Below are 16,544 nucleotides of genomic sequence, written 5' to 3'. Positions count from 1 at the left end.
CGGTTCCAAAGTCCCATAGAGTGACCGGCGTGGCGGGCGACCCGACCCCATTTTCACGCCTGCGAGGCGGCCCCCGGAAGGGTCAGAGGGCTCGCGGGGGAACGAAGCCCGGTCAGGCGATCTTGACGTCCACCTCGTGGATGCCGGCCCCCGACGGGGTCACCACCGCGTCGCCGTTGCCGGCCGCCGACAGCGCGCGCAGCGTCCAGGACCCCGGCGCGGCGAAGAACCGGAAATCACCGGTGGCCGACGCGACGACCTCGGCGGTGAACTCGTCCGAGGAGTCCAGCAGCCGCACGAACGCGCCGCCGACGGCCTGGCCGTCGCGGTCCACCACTCGGCCGGTGATGACGGTCTCCTTCTCCAGGTCGACGCTGGCCGGCAACGTCTGTCCTTGCTTCGGTGCAGAGCACATATCAGCTTCCCAACTCGATCGGGGCCCCCACCAGGGAGCCGTATTCCGTCCAACTGCCGTCGTAGTTCTTGACGTTTTGGTGTCCGAGCAGCTCGCGCAGCACGAACCAGGTGTGCGACGACCGCTCACCGATCCGGCAATAGGCGATGGTCTCCTTCGACCCGTCCAGGCCGGCGTCGGCGTAGAGCTTGGCCAGCTCCTCGTCGGACTTGAAGGTGCCGTCCTCGTTGGCGGCTTTGCTCCACGGCACGTTGATCGCGCCGGGGATGTGACCGGGCCGCTGGCTTTGTTCCTGCGGAAGGTGCGCAGGCGCCAGGATCTTGCCGGAAAACTCGTCGGGGGAGCGGACGTCGACCAGGTTCTTGACGTTGATCGCCGCCAGCACCTCGTCGCGGAACGCCCGGATCGAGTTGTCGGGCTGCTTTGCGCTGTAGGAGGTGGTCGGGCGGTTCACCTTCTCGCTGGACAGCGGGCGACCGTCCAGCTCCCACTTCTTGCGGCCGCCGTCGAGCAGCTTGACCTTGTCGTGCCCGTACAGCTTGAAATACCAGTACGCGTAGGCCGCGAACCAGTTGTTGTTTCCGCCGTAGAGGATCACGGTGTCGTCGTTGGAGATACCGCGGTCACTCAGCAGCTTGGAGAACTGCTGGGCGTCGACGAAGTCGCGGCGGACCGGGTCCTGCAGATCAGTGCGCCAGTCCAGCTTGACCGCGCCGGCGATGTGGCCGGTGTCGTAGGCGCTGGTGTCCTCGTCGACTTCGACGAAGACGACGCCAGGCGTGTCGAGATTGCTCTCGGCCCAGTCAGCGGAGACTAGGACGTCGGAGCGTGCCATGGTGTGGATCCTTTCGGTTGGTTACGCAGACGCGCGACGAGCGGGTAGAGCTGGCAGCCCAGGCAGATGCCGAAGGCCGCATTGAGGAAGGCCGCCGCCAACGCGGCCGCGGTGGCGACGATCCCGAGCAGGGGAGCGCCGGCGGCGAACCCGGCCACGCCGATGGCGGCGAAGACGAGTCCGACCAGTTGGGCGAATTTCAGCGGGGCCACCGGCTCCCGCTCGCGGACCGGCCCGAGCCGCGGCGCCACCACGTTGGCGAACACAGCGCCGTAGGGATTGCGGCGCGGCCCGGCCCAGGCGCCGATCGCGAACACGACAGCCTGCAGGCCCAGGATGACGGCGGCGGCGGAGGCGCTGGTCCCGGCCACGATCAGCGTGGCCACCAGCACCGCGGTGGTGACCCAGGCGACGAATCGCGGTCCGCGAACGTCCACCTGGTCGGTGGCTGTGATGGTTTCTGACGACATATAGCTGCTCCTGTTGAGAACGGGAAGGGATGGAGGCACGCCATAACGGCTGCTTCCGAGAGCGGCGCGAGACGGCGCTACTCAGCAGCTACAACAACAACAGCAGCAACCCGCGGTGCGGCACAGATCGACTGCGCGACGCTTGGTGAGCACGAGCTCGAGGCGGGCGAACACGTCGGACAGCTTACCCAATGGCCCGACGGTCAAGCCAACAGCGGGGTCAGGGCCGAGCGAAGGTCCTCGGCCTTGGGCACCCCGGCGCTGCGGTACCGCTGCCGGCCGGCGCCGTCGAAGATGAATGTCGTCGGCAGCGACAGCACCGAAAGGCGGCGCGCGGCAGCCGGGTTGGCATCCATGTCGATCTCCACGTGCGCCACGTCACCGAGGTCGCCGCAGACCTGGCTGACCACCCGCCGCACGCGGTCGCACGGCGCACACCAGGCGGCGCTGAAGTGCACGACGGTCGGCCCGTCGCGGGACAAGCCGAGGTCGGTGGTGTCCACTTCGGATGCGACGGCCCGCAGGGCCCCGGAACGGCGGGTCAGCAGCCATCCGACGAGCGCAGCGAGCGCCAAAGCGGCCGCGGCAGCGACCAGTGCAGTAGTCATGCCTGGTTGAACCCGTCGAGCGTGATCGTTACTCCCTGGGTGATGCCCTCGATGATCACGTCGGAGCCGCGCGCGCCCTGGCTCGTCGGCGCCACGCCGAACGGCAGCCGCTGGTCGGGCAATCGCTGGCGAAACGCGGCCAGCACTGCGTCCCGCTTGTCGTCGGGCACCTTCTGATTGGCGGTGTCCGGTCCGGTCAGCACACCGGTCGGGGTGAACACCAGCGTGGTGCGGTCGGCTCCGGCGATGGACAGGTCGACGGCCACGCTGACCCGCTTGTCGAAGTGGGCCGATTTCGGGGTGCCGGTGAACACCAGCCCGCGACTGCCCGAGATCCCGGATTCGGTGGTGCCGCCGGTGTTGTCGTTGGTTTCCTGCGGCGGCGCCTCGACCATCAGATCGGTGATGCCCATGTACCGGCCCAGATGCGTGGAGTCGATGATGATGCGGCTCTCCAGCTTGCCCACCGGCAGCTTCGCGTCCGGCCGCACCAGCCATGACGCGTCGCCCAGGCCGATCGAGTGCATGGTGGCTTCCAGGGTGGCCTTGCCGACCTTGGGCTGGTCGACGGCGCTGGCCTTGATCTCGACTTCGTCGTAATGGCGCCGCATGGCCTGCGGGATCACCGGGAAACCCAGGATCGCGACAAAGGGGTCCGAACCCAGGTGGGCGGTGGTGCGCAGCGTGCGGGACAACCGGTATTCGGCGTAGATCGTGGTCCCGAAGTCCACGCCGACGGCTGCGATGACCACCACGACGACGGCCACTGTGACGGCTGCCGCACCGATGAACACCCTGCGCATCCGCATATTGTTGCCCTTGGGTCGTCAACAGGCGAAACGCCAGGTCGCAAGTTATCGTTAGATGACCTGCCCGCTAACTACACATCTCGCGAATCTGGGAGACGCCTTTCCCACGACGCTGGAGGGGCTTGCTTGGATCTATTGCTGCTGACCGCGGAGCCGCACCCCGACTCGGTCCTGCCGTCGTTGTCGCTGCTCGCCCACACTGTGCGGACAGCGCCGGCTGACGTTTCGTCGCTGCTGGAAGCAGGCAGCGCCGACGTCGTGCTGGTCGACGCACGCAACGACCTGCCGGCGGCGCGCGGCCTGTGCCGCCTCCTGGGCACGACGGGCCGGTCGATCCCCGTCGTGGCGGTCGTGAGCGAAGGCGGCCTGGTGGCGATCAACGCCGACTGGGGGCTGGACGAGATCCTGTTGCCGGCCACCGGGCCCGGCGAGATCGACGCGCGGCTGCGGCTGCTGGTGGGACGCCGTGGCGGCCTGGCCGAGCAGGAGAGCGCCGGCAAGATCACCCTCGGCGAGCTGGTGATCGACGAGGGCACCTACACCGCCCGGCTGCGGGGTCGCCCGCTGGACTTGACCTATAAGGAGTTCGAGCTGCTGAAGTACCTGGCGCAGCACGCCGGCCGGGTTTTCACCCGCGCGCAACTGCTGCACGAGGTGTGGGGCTACGACTTCTTCGGCGGCACCCGCACCGTCGACGTCCACGTGCGACGGCTGCGGGCCAAGCTCGGCCCCGAGTACGAGTCGCTGATCGGCACCGTGCGCAACGTGGGCTACAAGGCGGTCCGCCCGGCTCGCGGCCGATCGCCCGAGCCGGAGCCGGCCGACGACGAGGAGTCAGGGCTGGACACCAGCGAGGGCCCGCTCGTCGACCCGCTGCGTAGCCAGTGACCGACTGGCGCTCGGAGCTGACCGTCGACGAGCAGCGCCAGGTACGTGAACTCGTCACGGCGGCAACTGAATTCGACAAAGTGGCACCTGTCGGTGAACAGGTTTTGCGCGAGCTCGCGCACCGGCGAACCCAGCATCTGGTGGTCACGGATGCCGACGAGACCGTGATTGGCTATCTCAACCTCGCTGCGCCGCAAGGCGAACCGGGCATGGCCGAGCTCGTGGTCGACCCGAACGCGCGCCGTCGCGGCATCGGCACCGCTTTGATACGCGCTGCGTTGTCGAAAACCGGTGGAAGCAACCGCTTTTGGGCGCATGGCACATTGGAGTCGGCCCGGGCGACGGCGTCTGCGCTGGGCCTGGCGCCGGTGCGCGAACTCATCCAGATGCGTCGCCCACTGAACGACGTCGCCGCACCGGCTGTGCCCGACGGGGTGCGGATCCGGACCTATGCCGGCGTCGGCGACGACGACGAACTGTTGCGGGTCAACAACGCCGCGTTCGCCGCGCACCCGGAACAGAGCGGCTGGACGCCGGCCGATCTGGCCGAGCGGCGCGCCGAACCGTGGTTCGATCCCGAGGGACTGTTCTTGGCCTTCGACGAGACAACGGACAAGTTGCTGGGCTTCCACTGGACCAAGGTCCATCCCGCCCGGACCGGCCTGGGCGAGGTCTACGTCGTCGGCGTCGATCCGGCGGCGCAGGGCCGCGGACTGGGCGCCGCACTGACCGCGGTCGGGGTCGCACACCTGGCGCATCGGCTGGCGGACAAGGTGGATCCGACGGTGATGCTGTACGTCGAATCGGACAATGTCGCTGCGCTGCAGACCTATCGGCGCCTGGGTTTTACTCAGCACAGCGTCGACACCGCCTATGCGGCGGCCCTGCGTCCAGGCGTTTAGAGCGTTCTTCACGCCGCGTTAACTCCCGGGGAGGATGCTGTCCACCACACGGGCATACGTTCGCCAGATGGTTCGGCACGGTTGCCACTGGAAATGTGCAGTGGCGCTTACAAAGTGAGCCAGGCGAGGCGCAGGACACCTGGGCGCGGGCTCGTTGCGGCGGTGTCGACGGCAGCCATCATGTGCCTGCTTGTGACCGCCTGTGCCCGCGACGGCATCCGCCACACGATGCCTACACCAGCGGGCGTCTCGGTGGACTGCGACGGGAAGAAGCGAGTGACCGCCGAGGGCTCGACTGCACAGCGGAATGCGATCGCGCTGTTCAGTCAGAGGTGGGCGCAGGTGTGTCCGGGAAAAGGCTTGTCCTACAACCCGACCGGGTCGGGGGCAGGCCGTGAGCAGTTCATCGCCGGTCATGTCGACTTCGCGGGTTCGGACTCGCCGCTGACTACGCAGCAGACCGACCCTGCGGCCAAGCGCTGCAACGGCAATCCCGCGTGGGACCTGCCGCTGGTGTTCGGGCCGATCGCACTGGCCTACAACGTGGGTGGTCTCAAAACACTGGTCCTCAGCGGCGACGTCCTCGCCAGGATCTACAGCGGGGATATCAGGAGCTGGAACGACCCGGCGATCACGGCGCTCAATCCGGGCTCCACGCTGCCTGACCTCAAAATCAGGCCCATCTACCGGTCGGACTCGTCCGGCACCACGGACAACTTTCAGCGATACCTGGCTGTCGCCGCGCCGAACAGCTGGCGCAAGGGTGCGGGTACCGATTTCCGGGGCGGCGTCGGCGAGGGCGCGGAGAGGTCGTCAGGATTGATCGCGGCCGTGCAAGCGACACCCGGCGCCATCGGGTACGTCGAAGAGGGCTACGCCGCTCAGGCCGACCTACCGTTCGCCGGGATCAACACCGGCAGCGGCGCGGTCCCGCTCGCCGACGACACAGTCCGCAAGGCGATCGACGCCGCGAAATTCTCGGCCGACGGCAATGACCTGAGACTGGACCTCGACTCGCTCTACAGCACCAAAGAGCCGGGGGCATATCCGTTGGTGCTGGCCAGTTACGAGATCGTGTGCTCCAAGGGCTACCAGCACGACACCGCTGCCGCGGTCAAATCGTTTTTGGCGGTAGCCGCCAACGATGCCCGAGATGCGCTTTCGGCGGCTGGGTACATTCCATTGCCTGGCCGGTTCAAGCAGCGCCTGGTCGCCGCGATCGAAGCAATCCAATGATTTCGTGAGGTGCTGACCGACGGTCAACCGTGACCAGCGCCGCATGCCGCGGTCGTCGGCGTGTTTAATCGGTGTTTACTCGTCAGGGGGCTCCCGGCAACCACCCCGGCATACGTTCGGAGAGCCCGGCAAACCCGATCTGGAGCACCACGCAGGCCACGAAAGCGAGATCAGTTGAAGCTCGACACGGTCGGTAGGGCGCTTGTCGCGACGGCGATCACCAGCCTGGTCCTGGCCGGCTGCGGCAGCGACAACAACATCGGCGCGCCTGTGACGTCGTCCACCGCGATCGACTGCGGCGGCGCAGACGCGCTCACCGGCGAGGGCTCGACCGCTCAACAAAACGCGATCGCGTTGTTCAACCAAGCCTGGACGCGGTACTGCCCCCGTAAGAACGTGTCCTACAACCCGACTGGGTCGGGCGCCGGCCGTGAGCAGTTCGTCGCCGGTCACGTCGATTTCGCCGGTTCGGATTCGCCGCTGACTGCTGAGCAGGTCGAGCCGGCGACCAAGCGCTGCAACGGGAATCCGGCCTGGCACCTGCCGCTGGTGTTCGGGCCGGTGGCGGTGGCCTACCACCTCGACGGCGTCGACCCGCTCGTCGTCAACGCCGACGTGCTGGCCAAGATCTTCACCGGCGCGATCACCAAGTGGCGTGACCCGGCGATCGCGGCACTCAACCACGGCGTCACCCTGCCCGACACCGACATTGCGCCGATCTACCGGTCCGACTCTTCGGGCACCACCGACAACTTCCAGAAGTACCTGGGCGCCGCCGCCCCGCAGAGCTGGACCAAAGGTGCCGGCAGCGAGTTTCAGGGCGGCGTAGGCGAGGGGGTGCAGAAGTCCGCCGGCGTCGTGCAGGCAGTGCAGTCCACGCCGGGTGCCATCGCCTACGTCGAGAAGGGCTTCGCCGATCAGGCCTCGCTGACCTACGCGCAGATCGACGACGGCGGCGGTGCAGTGGCGCTGAGCGACGACGCGGCCCGCAACGCGATCGACGACGCCAAGTTCGCCGGGCCCGGCAACGACCTGCGGCTGGACTTGAACTCTCTGTACGGCACCAGAGAACCGGGCGCCTACCCGCTGGTGCTGGTGACGTATGAGATCGTGTGCTCGAAGGGGTTGTGAGCTGTTGCGTGGCGAGTGTAGTTGAGTGTGCGTAAGTGTGTTTGAATCGGTGGTGTGAATCTGGCGGATTGGGCCGAATCGGTTGGGGTGAACCGGCATACGGCTTATCGTTGGTTTCGGGAGGGGATGCTGCCGGTGCCCGCTGAGCGGGTGGGCCGGTTGATTCTGGTGCGCACCGCGTCGGCCGGTGACGGCGCTGCGGGCAGTGTGGTGATCTACGCGCGGGTGTCCAGCCATGATCAGCGCGCGGATTTGGATCGCCAGGTGGCCCGGTTGACGGCGTGGACGACCGAGCAGGAGCTGACGGTGGGGCAGGTCGTTACCGAGGTCGGATCGGGCCTGAATGGCAAACGCCCGAAGTTGCGCCGGATCTTGTCGGACCCGGATGCGAAGGTCATTGTTGTGGAGCACCGCGACCGGTTGGCCCGCTTCGGGGTGGAGCACCTGGAGGCGGCGTTGTCTGCGCAGGGTCGCCGGATCGTGGTGGCTGATCCCGGCGAGACGACCGATGATCTGGTGCGCGACATGATCGAAGTCCTGACGTCGATGTGTGCGCGGCTGTATGGGCGGCGCGGGGCACGAAACCGGGCGATGCGCGCAGTGACGGCCACCAAGCATGGACCGGGCGAGGCGGCATGATCGTCGGGATGCGCACCCGGGCGCAGGCCGCGAAGGTGGCGACAGCCACTGGCGGAGCGCATCTGGCTGGTACGCCGAAACCCGATGGCGCGCCGCGGTTCTCGCGGTATGTCGATCTGGGGGGTGCCGATTTCGAGTCGCACCGGACGGCGGTGGAGTCGGTGTCGGTGCTGTTCGACCTGTACGACGGCGACGCCGACTGCTATGCCCAGACGGGTTCACCGGGTGCGAAGCTGCCCACCGGGTGGACGGTGACGGCAGCGAAGTTCGAGGTCGAATGGCCCGCTGAGCCGCAGCGGGTGGGGCTGGTGCGCTCGCATTTCGGTGCACGGCGCAAAGCATTCAATTGGGGGCTGGCCCAAGTGAAAGCTGACCTGGACGCCAAAGCTGTTGATCCGGGCCATGAGTCGGTGGGCTGGGATCTGGGTTCGCTGAGGTGGGCGTGGAACCGCGCCAAGGATGGGGTCGCGCCGTGGTGGGCCGAGAATTCCAAAGAGGCCTACTCGTCGGGGCTGGCTGATCTGGCGCGGGCGCTGGATAACTGGTCAGCCAGCCGCAACGGCACACGGCGAGGTCGCCGGGTCGGGTTTCCGCGGTTCCAATCCGCGCGCCGCGACGCCGGCCGGGTGCGCTTCACCACCGGAACAATGCGCCTCGAGGATGATCGGCGCACTATCACCGTGCCCGTGATCGGGCCGCTGCGATCCAAGGAGAACACCCGCCGGGTGCAGCGTCACATCGCGTCGGGGCGCGCCCGCGTTCTGAACATGACGCTCTCGCAGCGGTGGGGCCGGTTGTTCGTCTCGATCAGCTACGCGCTGCGCACACCGGTCACTGTGCGCACGGTGGCCCGGCCGACCGTGGTCGCCGGGGTCGACCTCGGGGTGCGCACCTTGGCCACCGTGGCCACCCTCGACACCGCCACCGGTGAAGAGTCGATCGTCGAATACCCGAATCCGGCCCCGCTGAAAGCCACGCTTGCTGCGCGGCGGCGGGCCGGGCGTGAACTTTCCCGCCGCATCCCCGGATCGCGCGGCCATCGGGCAGCGAAAGCCAAGCTGACCCGGCTGGACCGCCGGTGCGTGCACCTGCGGCGGGAAGCCGCCCATCAGCTCACCACCGAGCTGGCTGGGCGGTTTGGCCACATCGTGATCGAAGACCTCGACGTGGCCGCCATGAAACGCAGTATGGGCCGGCGCGCCTACCGGCGTGCCGTCTCCGATGCGGCGATGGGTCTGGTCGGGCCGATGTTGGCCTACAAGACCTCCCGCTCCGGCGCGGTGCTCACCGTGGCCGATCGTTGGTTTCCGTCCAGCCAGATCCATCACGGCTGCACCACACCAGACGGCACCGGATGCCGGCTGATCGGCAAAGGGCGCATCGACAAGTTGCTGATATGCCCGCACACCGGCGAAGTCGTCGACCGCGATCGCAACGCCGCGCTTAACCTCCGTGACTGGCCGGAATACGCCAGTTGTGGTCCAGTCGGGACCACGGCCCCATCGGTACCCGGGCCAACCACAGCGGTTGGTACAGGCCATGGCGCCGACACCGGAACATCCGGTGCCGGCGGAGCATCCATAAGACCCCGCCCACGCGGGGCCGGACGCGGAGAGGCCAAAACCCAAACCCCGCAAGGGGACGCCGCATGACGTGTGCAACTCAAACACACTCAACGGCAACGGTTAGCCCAAGTGGTGCTGGGGTCGTGGGTGTGTAGAGGCCTTTGTACAGCGCCTCGATATCTCTTTTGGCTTCGTTGATCGTCTGCTGTATTTCGTTGCGCAGTCGCTGGATTTGCTGCTCGCGGATTTGCGGCGGGAGGCTGGTCGCCTGCAGTGCGGCGATTTCGGATTCCTTGGCGGCGATGGTGGCCTCTGCGGCCGCGACCTCTATCGCGATCATGACTTTTGTCGTCGTGAGCGAGCCAGCTGTCGCTTCAATCTCGGCCCCGCCCTTGCCGTACCAACGGGCGAGCTCGGATGCCATGGCGCCGACTCTGAACGCTGCGTTTATCGGTGCTTCAAGGCCGCTGCGAGCAACGGAGTGGTAGGCGTGGCCATCGCCGTAGGTCTTGGTTTCGGCCGTCTGTGCGCCGGTGCCGGCGTGGATTATCTGCATGCCGACGGCGCCCACCGCGGTCTCATCGATCTCCGGCCAATTATTACCGACCAGATTGTGAGGACTGGGCGGCCGCTCAATCACCGCGGTGCCACCGCAGTGCATGCCGCACGGACAGCGCCAGAGAAATCAACCGCGGCTTGCCACAGCGGGCGATCACTTGGCTGGTAATTGGCCAGACGCACGGCAAAGGCGTCTTCGTACGCTGCCTGTCCCCGCATCAGGCCTTGTAATAGCGGATCTTGAGCCTTGTCCGCTAGCCGGCGCATGTCGGCGGCTTGTGCCCGTAGGACGGGGCTAACCGAGAGGTTCAGGTCCCGCTGTTCCGGGGTCCAAGCGTCAGCCGGAGTTGTGGGATCGCCACCGCGCTGGCCCCAAGCCGACTGCTTACTAGCGTAAGAGTCAGCAAGCGGCGCCCATTCCGCGCATACGGGATCGGGCGTGGTCGGGATGGTCGGATTGATTTGGGCCGGTTTGGCGGGTGCGGTGATGGTGGTCGGCGCTGGCGCTGCCGTGGTGGTGTTGTCTTGGTCTGCGGTGCTGTAGCCGATGAGCCCGCCGGCGATGCCGCCGATCAGCAGCGCGGCCGCGGCCGCGGCGCCAATCCCGGCCCAGAGGCGACCCCGGATTGTGCCCTTGTGACGAAGGAGCATGTCGAATTCGGCGGCGGGCCGAGACTCCATGTCGTGAACGGCGACCTGGACGGCGGCCGAGGGCACGTTGAGGTCGGTGAGTTCCTTGACGTAGCGGGCTAGGGCGACGTGTCCGGCGCTGTAGAGCTTCCCGGATGGTGTGTCCATTCCAGGCACGAAGCGGCTGACGAGGTCTTGCCGGAGTCCGGATTCCCGTGAGATTTCGGCCAGGGTCATCCATCGTCCGGGTGCGGCGGACGGCTGAGGGCGGGCAAATGTCGTCATATGGTGTATGTCCCTCCCTCTGCGCTGCGGTTGACGGTGTCGGCACCGGACTGGTCGGTGGCGTCGATTGCTTCGGGTACGGCGCTGGCGCCGGCGCGCATTGCATCGACGCTCTGGTTGTAGGTGTGGATTTCCTTGCGCGCGGCGTTGAGGAAGGCGTTGAGTTCGTTCGCGATCTGCTGGCTTTTGGCGTCGCTGCCGGTAGGGACGGGTGGGAAGTCGGCGGATAGGTGCATGCCCATCGACGCGCCCAGTTGGGCGGCCTTCTTGGTGTTGGCGTCAATGTCGGCCATGTCCCTCTAGCCCTCCCTTTCCTCCTGCCTGCAACGCAAGTCTAGGTGGTGGTTGCGCTTTACGACACACCTTTGTCCTGCTCAGTGACGTTTCCAACCGCTGGCCCGGTGCTCAACGCGCCGCTTGGCAGCACCTTCGATTTCATCCTCGCGCGGAGCCAGGCGGCTGCTTTTCTGTCCAGTAGGTCGGTAACTGCTCCATTGCATCGATTAGGCGTTGTGGTTCCACGATGAGTTGGCGGATTCTCGTATCGACTTGTTCTTTTATCCGGGCGTACCAGGAGTTTTCTGGGCTGCCGGGGATGTCCCATCGCGCTGCGCGGGTGCGGTACCAGCCGAGCCAGTCGTTGGTTTCGCCGCCGGCGGTCAGGCCGGCGTGGTAGCTCGCGGCGAGTTCGTCGCGCAAAATGCGCGAGTACAACTCGTCTGATGGTGAATGTGGCTCGACGTACTTCAGCAGGCAGGCCTCGGCTTTGTTGATTTGCTTTGCGTAGTGTTCGGCCCAGAACTCGTCGGTGGCGGCTTTCAATTTGCTGCGTAGTTCTTCCAGTTGCGTCCGGCGTAGCCTGTCGGCGATTGCTTTCCTATGGCGTAGCTGGGCGTCCTCGTAGTAGTCCCGGAGTTCGATCGCGGCCGCGTACCAGGCATCGAGGGCACGTCGCCAATCCCCGTTGGTCACGTAAGGTTCCCAGGCAGCGACCGGACTGCTGACGATTTCGTGCAGCGCCAACACTTCCGCGTCGTTGTCCTTGGCTTTTTCCTCGACGTAGCTCCGGCCCGTCACTTGTTCGAAAAACTCCATCCATTCGGGGCCGCCACCTACCTCGCGCTCGTGGATGACATCGACCGTCAGGCGCTCGCGCCAACCCGGGTCGAGCGTCCCGGCGCGCGCTGCCGCGAGCAGCCTCGACAACAGGCGGTAGCGCGCGTACGCGAATTGTGCTGAACCAGCCTCTGTCTCGCGCATTAAGTAATCCTCACGTTCTCGTCCCTAAGCTAAGTCATATACGGGGTAGCGGTAGGCCAAGCGCGGTGGCGAGAGCGACGTTGATTTTCTCTATGGTTGCCGGCGTTAGGCCGCTGCCAGCAGGCGACGGGCGGCGGCGGCATTCGCTCGCGTTCCTCGGACTCAAGTCAAGATCGTGGCGAGCTTGGCCAACGCTTCGTCAAGAACCCCAGACGGCACACGTTCAACCTTGCGGCCTTTACGGGCGCGGATATCAATCGAGCGAGGCTGATCGCAGCGTATTACGCCGGCGGTGCGAGTACCCGCATCGGTCAGCGAGACAGCGAACCCTGCCGTTCGGGCAAAGTTCCCGCCGCGTGTTATAGGTAGCACGACCGGTGTTTTCGTCAGGCGATTAAACGCGCCCGGGGACACGACCAATACTGGGCGCGTGCCGCTCTGCTCATGTCCCGACGTCGGGTCAAGCGAAACGATGTAGATGTCGCCGCGTTCCGTCAGAGCAATTCACCGCCAACTGCTTCACCGTTGAGCCAATCCTGATCCTCGATCGTGAAGTCGGCTGAGGCGTCGCACTGCCCCAATAGCTCATCGAGCGTGTAGTGCGGTCGCACCTGGGGGTCCACTACCAATTGGCCGGCATCGACTGATAAGCCGACCGGCGCCCCAGCGTTTAGGTCCAACATCTCAAGCAGTGCAGGAGGTATGGCCAGCATGACCGAACCGCCTACCTTACGAAGTTTCGTTGTGAACACGCCCACCTCCATCCGGGTTATATCGCAGTATAACATCCGGGTCGTCCCTACTACCCCTCACAAGTCCTTCGTACTTCCGGCCATATCCGGGGCAGCGGTAGGCCGTGCGCGGCGTCGTCGTTAGACGTAATGCCAGCACGTCGGCGGTGTGCCGGTTGCGAGCGTTGTTGGAGACGATGAGCCACGGTTTGGATCCGAGAGATCGTATATAGATACACCTGGCCACGCGACGGTGTCACTACGCGCAGCCTTTCTGCCTGGCATTACGCCGGCGGCGCGCGGCGCTTCGCTCAGCCGCAGAGTCGTGTGACTTCTCCGACGGCTGGAAGCCGTCGGCTTCTTCTCACGCGGCTTGCGGGTGAAGGGCCAGTCCAGCCCGCAGGATGTTGCGCGCGGCCATCTCGTCTGCTTGGGCGCGATGCGAGCATCGCCGGCAGACGAAGTCCGCTTGGGTGACGCGGTTTTCGGCGGCTGCATACCCGCACTTTTCGCAGCCATCCGACGTATGCCGGGGGTCGACCTCAATCCAGATACGCCCAGCCTCTTCCGCTTTGGCGCGTAGAACCGAGATGAACCGGCCCCAGCCGGCGTCACTGATGCTTCGCGACAGCCCTCTTTTGGCGGCCGCTCCGTTGGCCAGATACTGGCCGGGTTTGTCAGGGTCAGGCACGGGTTTGGCCCGCCGAACCATGTTGGCGATCTTGAGGTCCTCCACCACCAGCACGTCGTAGCGCGCGACTAGAGCACGGGCCTGCTTGTGGTGAAAGTCTTTGCGCTGGTTGGCGATCTTACGATGCCGGGCAGCAACGGTTTCGCGTTTACACTCGCGGTTGTTCGACCGCCGCTTGGCGCGCGCCAGCCGCTGCTGTGCGGCGGCCAGCCGGTCACCGCCTCTACGGCCCCAGCGCGGATTGTCGACGTGCTCTCCGTCGCTAGTGGTGGCGAAACTAGCGATCCCGACGTCGATCCCGCCCTGGCGGCCGGTGCCCGGCAACGGATTGGTCGCCACGTCCTCACAGGACAAAACAAGCATCCAGCGCCGGCCGCAGCGCTTGACCTGGATCGTCTTGACCCGCCCCACCACTTGGCGGTGCACATGCACCTTGACTTGGCCGACGCCTTGCAGATACACCCGCTTGTGCTCGGGCAGCCAACGGGCACCGTCGCCGTCTTTGGGCCACTCCACGCTGTCGAACCGGGCCTTGCCCTTAAACCGCGGATACCCCGCCTTGACACCGGGCTTGGCCGTCTTGACCCGCCGGAAAAACCCCGCGAACGCCTTATTGAGCCGCCGCAGCGTGGCCTGCTGGCTGGAAAACGACCACACCGCCTGATCCGGGCGCGCCTCGCGGATTTCAGTCAGCTGCGCCGACTGATCCCCGTAACAGACGCGGGTCTTGCTGTGCGCCCATGCGTCCCGGCGCTCCTGCAACGCCGCGTTGTAGAGCTCGCGGTGCGCCTCCAGACACGCCGCCAACGCGGTGTGCTGGCGTGCGGTCGGCCGCAGCCGAAACACGTAGGACCGTCTCACGACGCCACCGCGTTGCACTGGTGCTCGATATAGCGGCGCACCGTCGATTCCGAAACATAGCCAACCGAGGCGGCGAAGTACGACGGCGACCACAACACCTTCGCGAGCCCGCGCAAGTACGCGAACTCGTGGCGTAGCACCCGTGCGGTGCGACCCTTAAACGCCCGCACCACCATCGCCGGCGCATCGGTGGGCCCGACCCGCACAAACAGGTGCACGTGATCAGGCATCACTTCCTTGGCCACGATCTGCCAGCCGTGCCCGCTGGCGATCTGCTCCAGCAGCTCATCGCAGCGGGCCGCCACGCGGCGTCCCAAGATCCGGCGCCGATACTTCGGGCACCACACCAAGTGCAGGCCCAGCGAGCACACCCCGCCCGGTGGGCGGCGGAACCGGCGCTCGGACATGCCGCAAACATTACGAAACGGCACCGTCAAACTCACGACCACACGCTGTTCACCAGCCCGACTCCCCCGACGGCTCAAAGCCGCCGGTCCCCTCGGGCCGAACTGATGGATACACCGGATTGCATTCGACTGCGGCGGCGTAGGCGGCGTCGTGTTGCTCTTCGTGAAGCGCCTCCCATCGAGCCGCCTGTCGACCAGCCATACCTGCCAGGGGCCTCACGGTGACGGCTTGAATTCGGGGTACTCGTCGCGGGTGTCCGGTAGGCCGTCGCCGGCTGCGTTGTCGGTTAGGCGTGCTTCGGTCCGGTAGTTTGCCCACTCTCCAGGGTCGGCGCGTAGCTCCTCGTAGCGCCGCATGATCCGGTTGATCTGGTGTTCTCTCATTCGGTGATCTAAGGAATTAAACGATGTCTTGTCGCTCGCTGGCCAGCTTGCCCAGCCAGTCCGCGATGACGATTTGGTTCGTTGAAACCTTGTTCAGACCGTCCGCGATTTCGGCGATCGACTTTTGAGCGGCGATTCGCGCCGGGCCGTCCCAGGATCCGACGATGCCCTGAGCCTTGTTCGCGATGCTGGCCGCAATCGCCTGCACTCGTTCAATGTTGTTCAATGCGATCCGCTGTTCGGCCCGCAGCTGCTCGGGTGTCAGCTTAATGCTGCTCATAATAAATGTTCCCTCCTGAATTTCCCCCCGCCGACCGGAAGGATTTCACGAATTCAAATTATATCAATGTTTGTGCACCACTATTATTCACCCGAAGGGCTGATCTAAACGCGCAGTTGGGTTTTCGTTTTCTTTTTCCTTTTCCGGTATCGGCCGTGGCCGAGCATGGCCACACCCGCTCGGCCGTCCTGCTGGATTCCCGTCGGCGCGACCGTGGCATCTGCCATGACTGTGGGCGCGAAGCAAACAGGGATAGAAACTTCGCCGACGTGATGTTGGCTGTGACAGAACGGGGCCACACCCGTGTTGATGATCTGCTCACCTCCTTGGTGGGTAGGTTCGAGCTGGAAAATCTTCACGCGCCGGGAAGTTCCCCTGCTTTAGCCGTGGGGAACCGTTAAATCGTGTATGTCCCTCTCCGCTGACGGTGACCGCGCACAAGCCAGGGACCCGCCCGCCAACGGCCGCCGCCAACACGACGTTGGGGCCGTCGAAGGCCCGCCAACGCCTTAAGGCGGTGTCTTAGGGGCTGCGAAATGTTGCGTGTTGAGTGTATTTAAGTGTGCGTAAGTGTGTTTGGATTAGTGTTGTGAATCTGGCGGATTGGGCCGAATCGGTTGGGGTGAACCGGCATACGGCTTATCGCTGGTTTCGGGAGGGGACGCTGCCGGTGCCAGCCGAGCGGGTGGGCCGGCTGATTCTGGTGCGCACGGCGCCGGCCGGGGTCGGCGCGCCGGGCGGTGTGGTGATTTATGCCCGGGTGTCGAGCCATGACCAGCGCGCCGATTTGGATCGCCAGGTGGCCCGGTTGACGGCGTGGGCGACCGAGCAGGATCTGACGGTTGGGCAGGTCGTTACCGAGGTCGGGTCGGGTCTGAACGGTGTTGACCGTCTCTCCGGGTGACGACCACGGCGGTCTTGTTCGTCATTGAGTTTGCCGATGTGGTTGTCGGCTTGTT

The 16,544-nt window shown here is 65.7% G+C and carries 23 protein-coding genes and 2 pseudogenes; 7 read left to right on the top strand and 18 right to left on the bottom strand.

The annotated features are described in order from the left end of the window. Positions 1–112 precede the first annotated feature (112 nt). From AWC14_RS11015 to lmeA, 6 genes are all read right to left on the bottom strand, one after another. Positions 113–415 (bottom strand): DUF1416 domain-containing protein, encoded by a 303-nt coding sequence (locus AWC14_RS11015; RefSeq protein WP_045374431.1) that lies wholly within the window; start codon positions 413–415, stop codon positions 113–115. 1 nt (position 416) lies between these two features. Then, complete coding sequence (locus tag AWC14_RS11010) at positions 417–1,250, bottom strand: sulfurtransferase (protein WP_045374428.1); 834 nt, start codon at positions 1,248–1,250, stop codon at positions 417–419. Beyond that, positions 1,229–1,720, bottom strand: coding sequence for a DUF4395 domain-containing protein (locus AWC14_RS11005; protein ID WP_045374425.1), 492 nt, complete (start codon positions 1,718–1,720; stop codon positions 1,229–1,231). The genes AWC14_RS11010 and AWC14_RS11005 overlap by 22 nt, the downstream gene beginning before the upstream one ends. Positions 1,721–1,801: 81 nt before the next feature. Further along, on the bottom strand, positions 1,802–1,873 hold the full coding sequence (locus AWC14_RS30190; RefSeq protein ID WP_369386183.1) for a putative leader peptide: 72 nt from the start codon (positions 1,871–1,873) through the stop codon (positions 1,802–1,804). Between the two features lie 50 nt (positions 1,874–1,923). Then, positions 1,924–2,328, bottom strand: a complete 405-nt coding sequence (locus AWC14_RS11000; RefSeq protein WP_045374424.1) for a thioredoxin family protein — start codon at positions 2,326–2,328, stop codon at positions 1,924–1,926. Next, positions 2,325–3,137, bottom strand: a complete 813-nt coding sequence (gene lmeA / locus AWC14_RS10995) for a mannan chain length control protein LmeA (RefSeq protein WP_045374422.1) — start codon at positions 3,135–3,137, stop codon at positions 2,325–2,327. Before lmeA ends, AWC14_RS11000 begins: the two co-directional genes overlap by 4 nt. Before the next feature lie 126 nt (positions 3,138–3,263). On the opposite strand from lmeA, the gene AWC14_RS10990 reads away from it, so the two are divergent. From AWC14_RS10990 to tnpB, 6 genes are all read left to right on the top strand, one after another. Next, the gene (locus AWC14_RS10990) at positions 3,264–4,025 is read left to right on the top strand and encodes a winged helix-turn-helix transcriptional regulator (RefSeq protein WP_045374420.1); all 762 of its coding nucleotides are present in this window, start codon (positions 3,264–3,266) and stop codon (positions 4,023–4,025) included. After that, positions 4,022–4,927, top strand: coding sequence for a mycothiol synthase (mshD, locus tag AWC14_RS10985; RefSeq protein ID WP_045374418.1), 906 nt, complete (start codon positions 4,022–4,024; stop codon positions 4,925–4,927). The genes AWC14_RS10990 and mshD overlap by 4 nt, the downstream gene beginning before the upstream one ends. A gap of 93 nt (positions 4,928–5,020) precedes the next feature. Beyond that, positions 5,021–6,163 (top strand): phosphate ABC transporter substrate-binding protein PstS, encoded by a 1,143-nt coding sequence (gene pstS / locus AWC14_RS10980; protein ID WP_081967983.1) that lies wholly within the window; start codon positions 5,021–5,023, stop codon positions 6,161–6,163. A 174-nt stretch (positions 6,164–6,337) separates the two neighbouring features. After that, on the top strand, positions 6,338–7,294 hold the full coding sequence (pstS, locus tag AWC14_RS10975; RefSeq protein ID WP_085241250.1) for a phosphate ABC transporter substrate-binding protein PstS: 957 nt from the start codon (positions 6,338–6,340) through the stop codon (positions 7,292–7,294). A gap of 54 nt (positions 7,295–7,348) precedes the next feature. Continuing rightward, positions 7,349–7,933, top strand: coding sequence for an IS607 family transposase (locus tag AWC14_RS10970; RefSeq protein ID WP_045385810.1), 585 nt, complete (start codon positions 7,349–7,351; stop codon positions 7,931–7,933). Next, entirely contained in the window at positions 7,930–9,585 is a 1,656-nt protein-coding gene (tnpB, locus tag AWC14_RS10965; RefSeq protein WP_045385812.1) for an IS607 family element RNA-guided endonuclease TnpB, read from the top strand. Before AWC14_RS10970 ends, tnpB begins: the two co-directional genes overlap by 4 nt. 10 nt (positions 9,586–9,595) lie before the next feature. Here the strand turns inward: tnpB and AWC14_RS10960 are convergent, their stop codons facing one another. The 12 genes and pseudogenes from AWC14_RS10960 to AWC14_RS28635 all read right to left on the bottom strand — a co-directional run bounded on the left by AWC14_RS10960 (position 9,596) and on the right by AWC14_RS28635 (position 15,944). Next, a complete protein-coding gene (locus tag AWC14_RS10960; RefSeq protein WP_142281666.1) occupies positions 9,596–10,138 on the bottom strand; it encodes a hypothetical protein in 543 nt (180 codons plus the stop codon). Next, positions 10,135–10,923 (bottom strand): hypothetical protein, encoded by a 789-nt coding sequence (locus tag AWC14_RS10955; protein ID WP_249026327.1) that lies wholly within the window; start codon positions 10,921–10,923, stop codon positions 10,135–10,137. Before AWC14_RS10955 ends, AWC14_RS10960 begins: the two co-directional genes overlap by 4 nt. Positions 10,924–10,967: 44 nt before the next feature. After that, a complete protein-coding gene (locus AWC14_RS10950) occupies positions 10,968–11,264 on the bottom strand; it encodes a hypothetical protein (RefSeq protein ID WP_045382733.1) in 297 nt (98 codons plus the stop codon). Between the two features lie 142 nt (positions 11,265–11,406). Further along, positions 11,407–12,231 carry a hypothetical protein gene (locus AWC14_RS10945; RefSeq protein WP_045382736.1) on the bottom strand — a complete coding sequence of 275 codons (825 nt, stop codon included), beginning with the start codon at positions 12,229–12,231 and terminating at the stop codon, positions 11,407–11,409. Positions 12,232–12,393: 162 nt separating this feature from the next. After that, positions 12,394–12,711 carry a type II toxin-antitoxin system PemK/MazF family toxin gene (locus tag AWC14_RS10940; RefSeq protein ID WP_270923816.1) on the bottom strand — a complete coding sequence of 106 codons (318 nt, stop codon included), beginning with the start codon at positions 12,709–12,711 and terminating at the stop codon, positions 12,394–12,396. A gap of 14 nt (positions 12,712–12,725) precedes the next feature. Beyond that, on the bottom strand, positions 12,726–12,983 hold the full coding sequence (locus AWC14_RS10935) for an AbrB/MazE/SpoVT family DNA-binding domain-containing protein (RefSeq protein WP_011117221.1): 258 nt from the start codon (positions 12,981–12,983) through the stop codon (positions 12,726–12,728). Positions 12,984–13,086: 103 nt separating this feature from the next. After that, positions 13,087–13,222 (bottom strand): annotated as a pseudogene (locus AWC14_RS29560) (type II toxin-antitoxin system PemK/MazF family toxin); the annotation flags it as partial. Positions 13,223–13,326: 104 nt separating this feature from the next. After that, the gene (locus AWC14_RS10925; protein WP_172468584.1) at positions 13,327–14,514 is read right to left on the bottom strand and encodes an RNA-guided endonuclease InsQ/TnpB family protein; all 1,188 of its coding nucleotides are present in this window, start codon (positions 14,512–14,514) and stop codon (positions 13,327–13,329) included. Beyond that, positions 14,511–14,921 carry an IS200/IS605 family transposase gene (gene tnpA / locus AWC14_RS10920; protein ID WP_045382739.1) on the bottom strand — a complete coding sequence of 137 codons (411 nt, stop codon included), beginning with the start codon at positions 14,919–14,921 and terminating at the stop codon, positions 14,511–14,513. The genes AWC14_RS10925 and tnpA overlap by 4 nt, the downstream gene beginning before the upstream one ends. A 216-nt stretch (positions 14,922–15,137) precedes the next feature. Continuing rightward, positions 15,138–15,305, bottom strand: coding sequence for a hypothetical protein (locus tag AWC14_RS28975; protein WP_174893203.1), 168 nt, complete (start codon positions 15,303–15,305; stop codon positions 15,138–15,140). A 16-nt stretch (positions 15,306–15,321) separates the two neighbouring features. After that, positions 15,322–15,585 carry a WXG100 family type VII secretion target gene (locus AWC14_RS10910; RefSeq protein WP_045382742.1) on the bottom strand — a complete coding sequence of 88 codons (264 nt, stop codon included), beginning with the start codon at positions 15,583–15,585 and terminating at the stop codon, positions 15,322–15,324. Between the two features lie 104 nt (positions 15,586–15,689). Continuing rightward, positions 15,690–15,944, bottom strand: a complete 255-nt coding sequence (locus AWC14_RS28635; protein ID WP_156419170.1) for a hypothetical protein — start codon at positions 15,942–15,944, stop codon at positions 15,690–15,692. 230 nt (positions 15,945–16,174) lie between these two features. On the opposite strand from AWC14_RS28635, the pseudogene AWC14_RS10905 reads away from it, so the two are divergent. Continuing rightward, a pseudogene (locus AWC14_RS10905) lies at positions 16,175–16,468 on the top strand (recombinase family protein); the annotation flags it as partial. Positions 16,469–16,544 lie beyond the last annotated feature (76 nt).

Origin of the sequence: Mycobacterium kyorinense, assembly GCF_002101735.1 — a bacterium.
Classification (GTDB): Bacteria; Actinomycetota; Actinomycetes; order Mycobacteriales; family Mycobacteriaceae; genus Mycobacterium; species Mycobacterium kyorinense.
This window is presented reverse-complemented; position numbering and strand designations above follow the sequence as displayed.

Coding starts and splice junctions, on each gene's coding strand:
- lmeA (WP_045374422.1), bottom strand. CDS start 3,137: ATGCGGATGCGCAGGGTGTTCATCGGTGCGGCAGCCGTCACAGTGGCC.
- AWC14_RS11010 (WP_045374428.1), bottom strand. CDS start 1,250: ATGGCACGCTCCGACGTCCTAGTCTCCGCTGACTGGGCCGAGAGCAAT.
- AWC14_RS11015 (WP_045374431.1), bottom strand. CDS start 415: ATGTGCTCTGCACCGAAGCAAGGACAGACGTTGCCGGCCAGCGTCGAC.
- pstS (WP_081967983.1), top strand. CDS start 5,021: ATGTGCAGTGGCGCTTACAAAGTGAGCCAGGCGAGGCGCAGGACACCT.
- AWC14_RS11000 (WP_045374424.1), bottom strand. CDS start 2,328: ATGACTACTGCACTGGTCGCTGCCGCGGCCGCTTTGGCGCTCGCTGCG.
- AWC14_RS10955 (WP_249026327.1), bottom strand. CDS start 10,923: ATGACCCTGGCCGAAATCTCACGGGAATCCGGACTCCGGCAAGACCTC.
- AWC14_RS10950 (WP_045382733.1), bottom strand. CDS start 11,264: ATGGCCGACATTGACGCCAACACCAAGAAGGCCGCCCAACTGGGCGCG.
- tnpA (WP_045382739.1), bottom strand. CDS start 14,921: ATGTCCGAGCGCCGGTTCCGCCGCCCACCGGGCGGGGTGTGCTCGCTG.
- tnpB (WP_045385812.1), top strand. CDS start 7,930: ATGATCGTCGGGATGCGCACCCGGGCGCAGGCCGCGAAGGTGGCGACA.
- AWC14_RS10945 (WP_045382736.1), bottom strand. CDS start 12,231: ATGCGCGAGACAGAGGCTGGTTCAGCACAATTCGCGTACGCGCGCTAC.
- AWC14_RS28975 (WP_174893203.1), bottom strand. CDS start 15,305: ATGAGAGAACACCAGATCAACCGGATCATGCGGCGCTACGAGGAGCTA.
- AWC14_RS11005 (WP_045374425.1), bottom strand. CDS start 1,720: ATGTCGTCAGAAACCATCACAGCCACCGACCAGGTGGACGTTCGCGGA.
- AWC14_RS10910 (WP_045382742.1), bottom strand. CDS start 15,585: ATGAGCAGCATTAAGCTGACACCCGAGCAGCTGCGGGCCGAACAGCGG.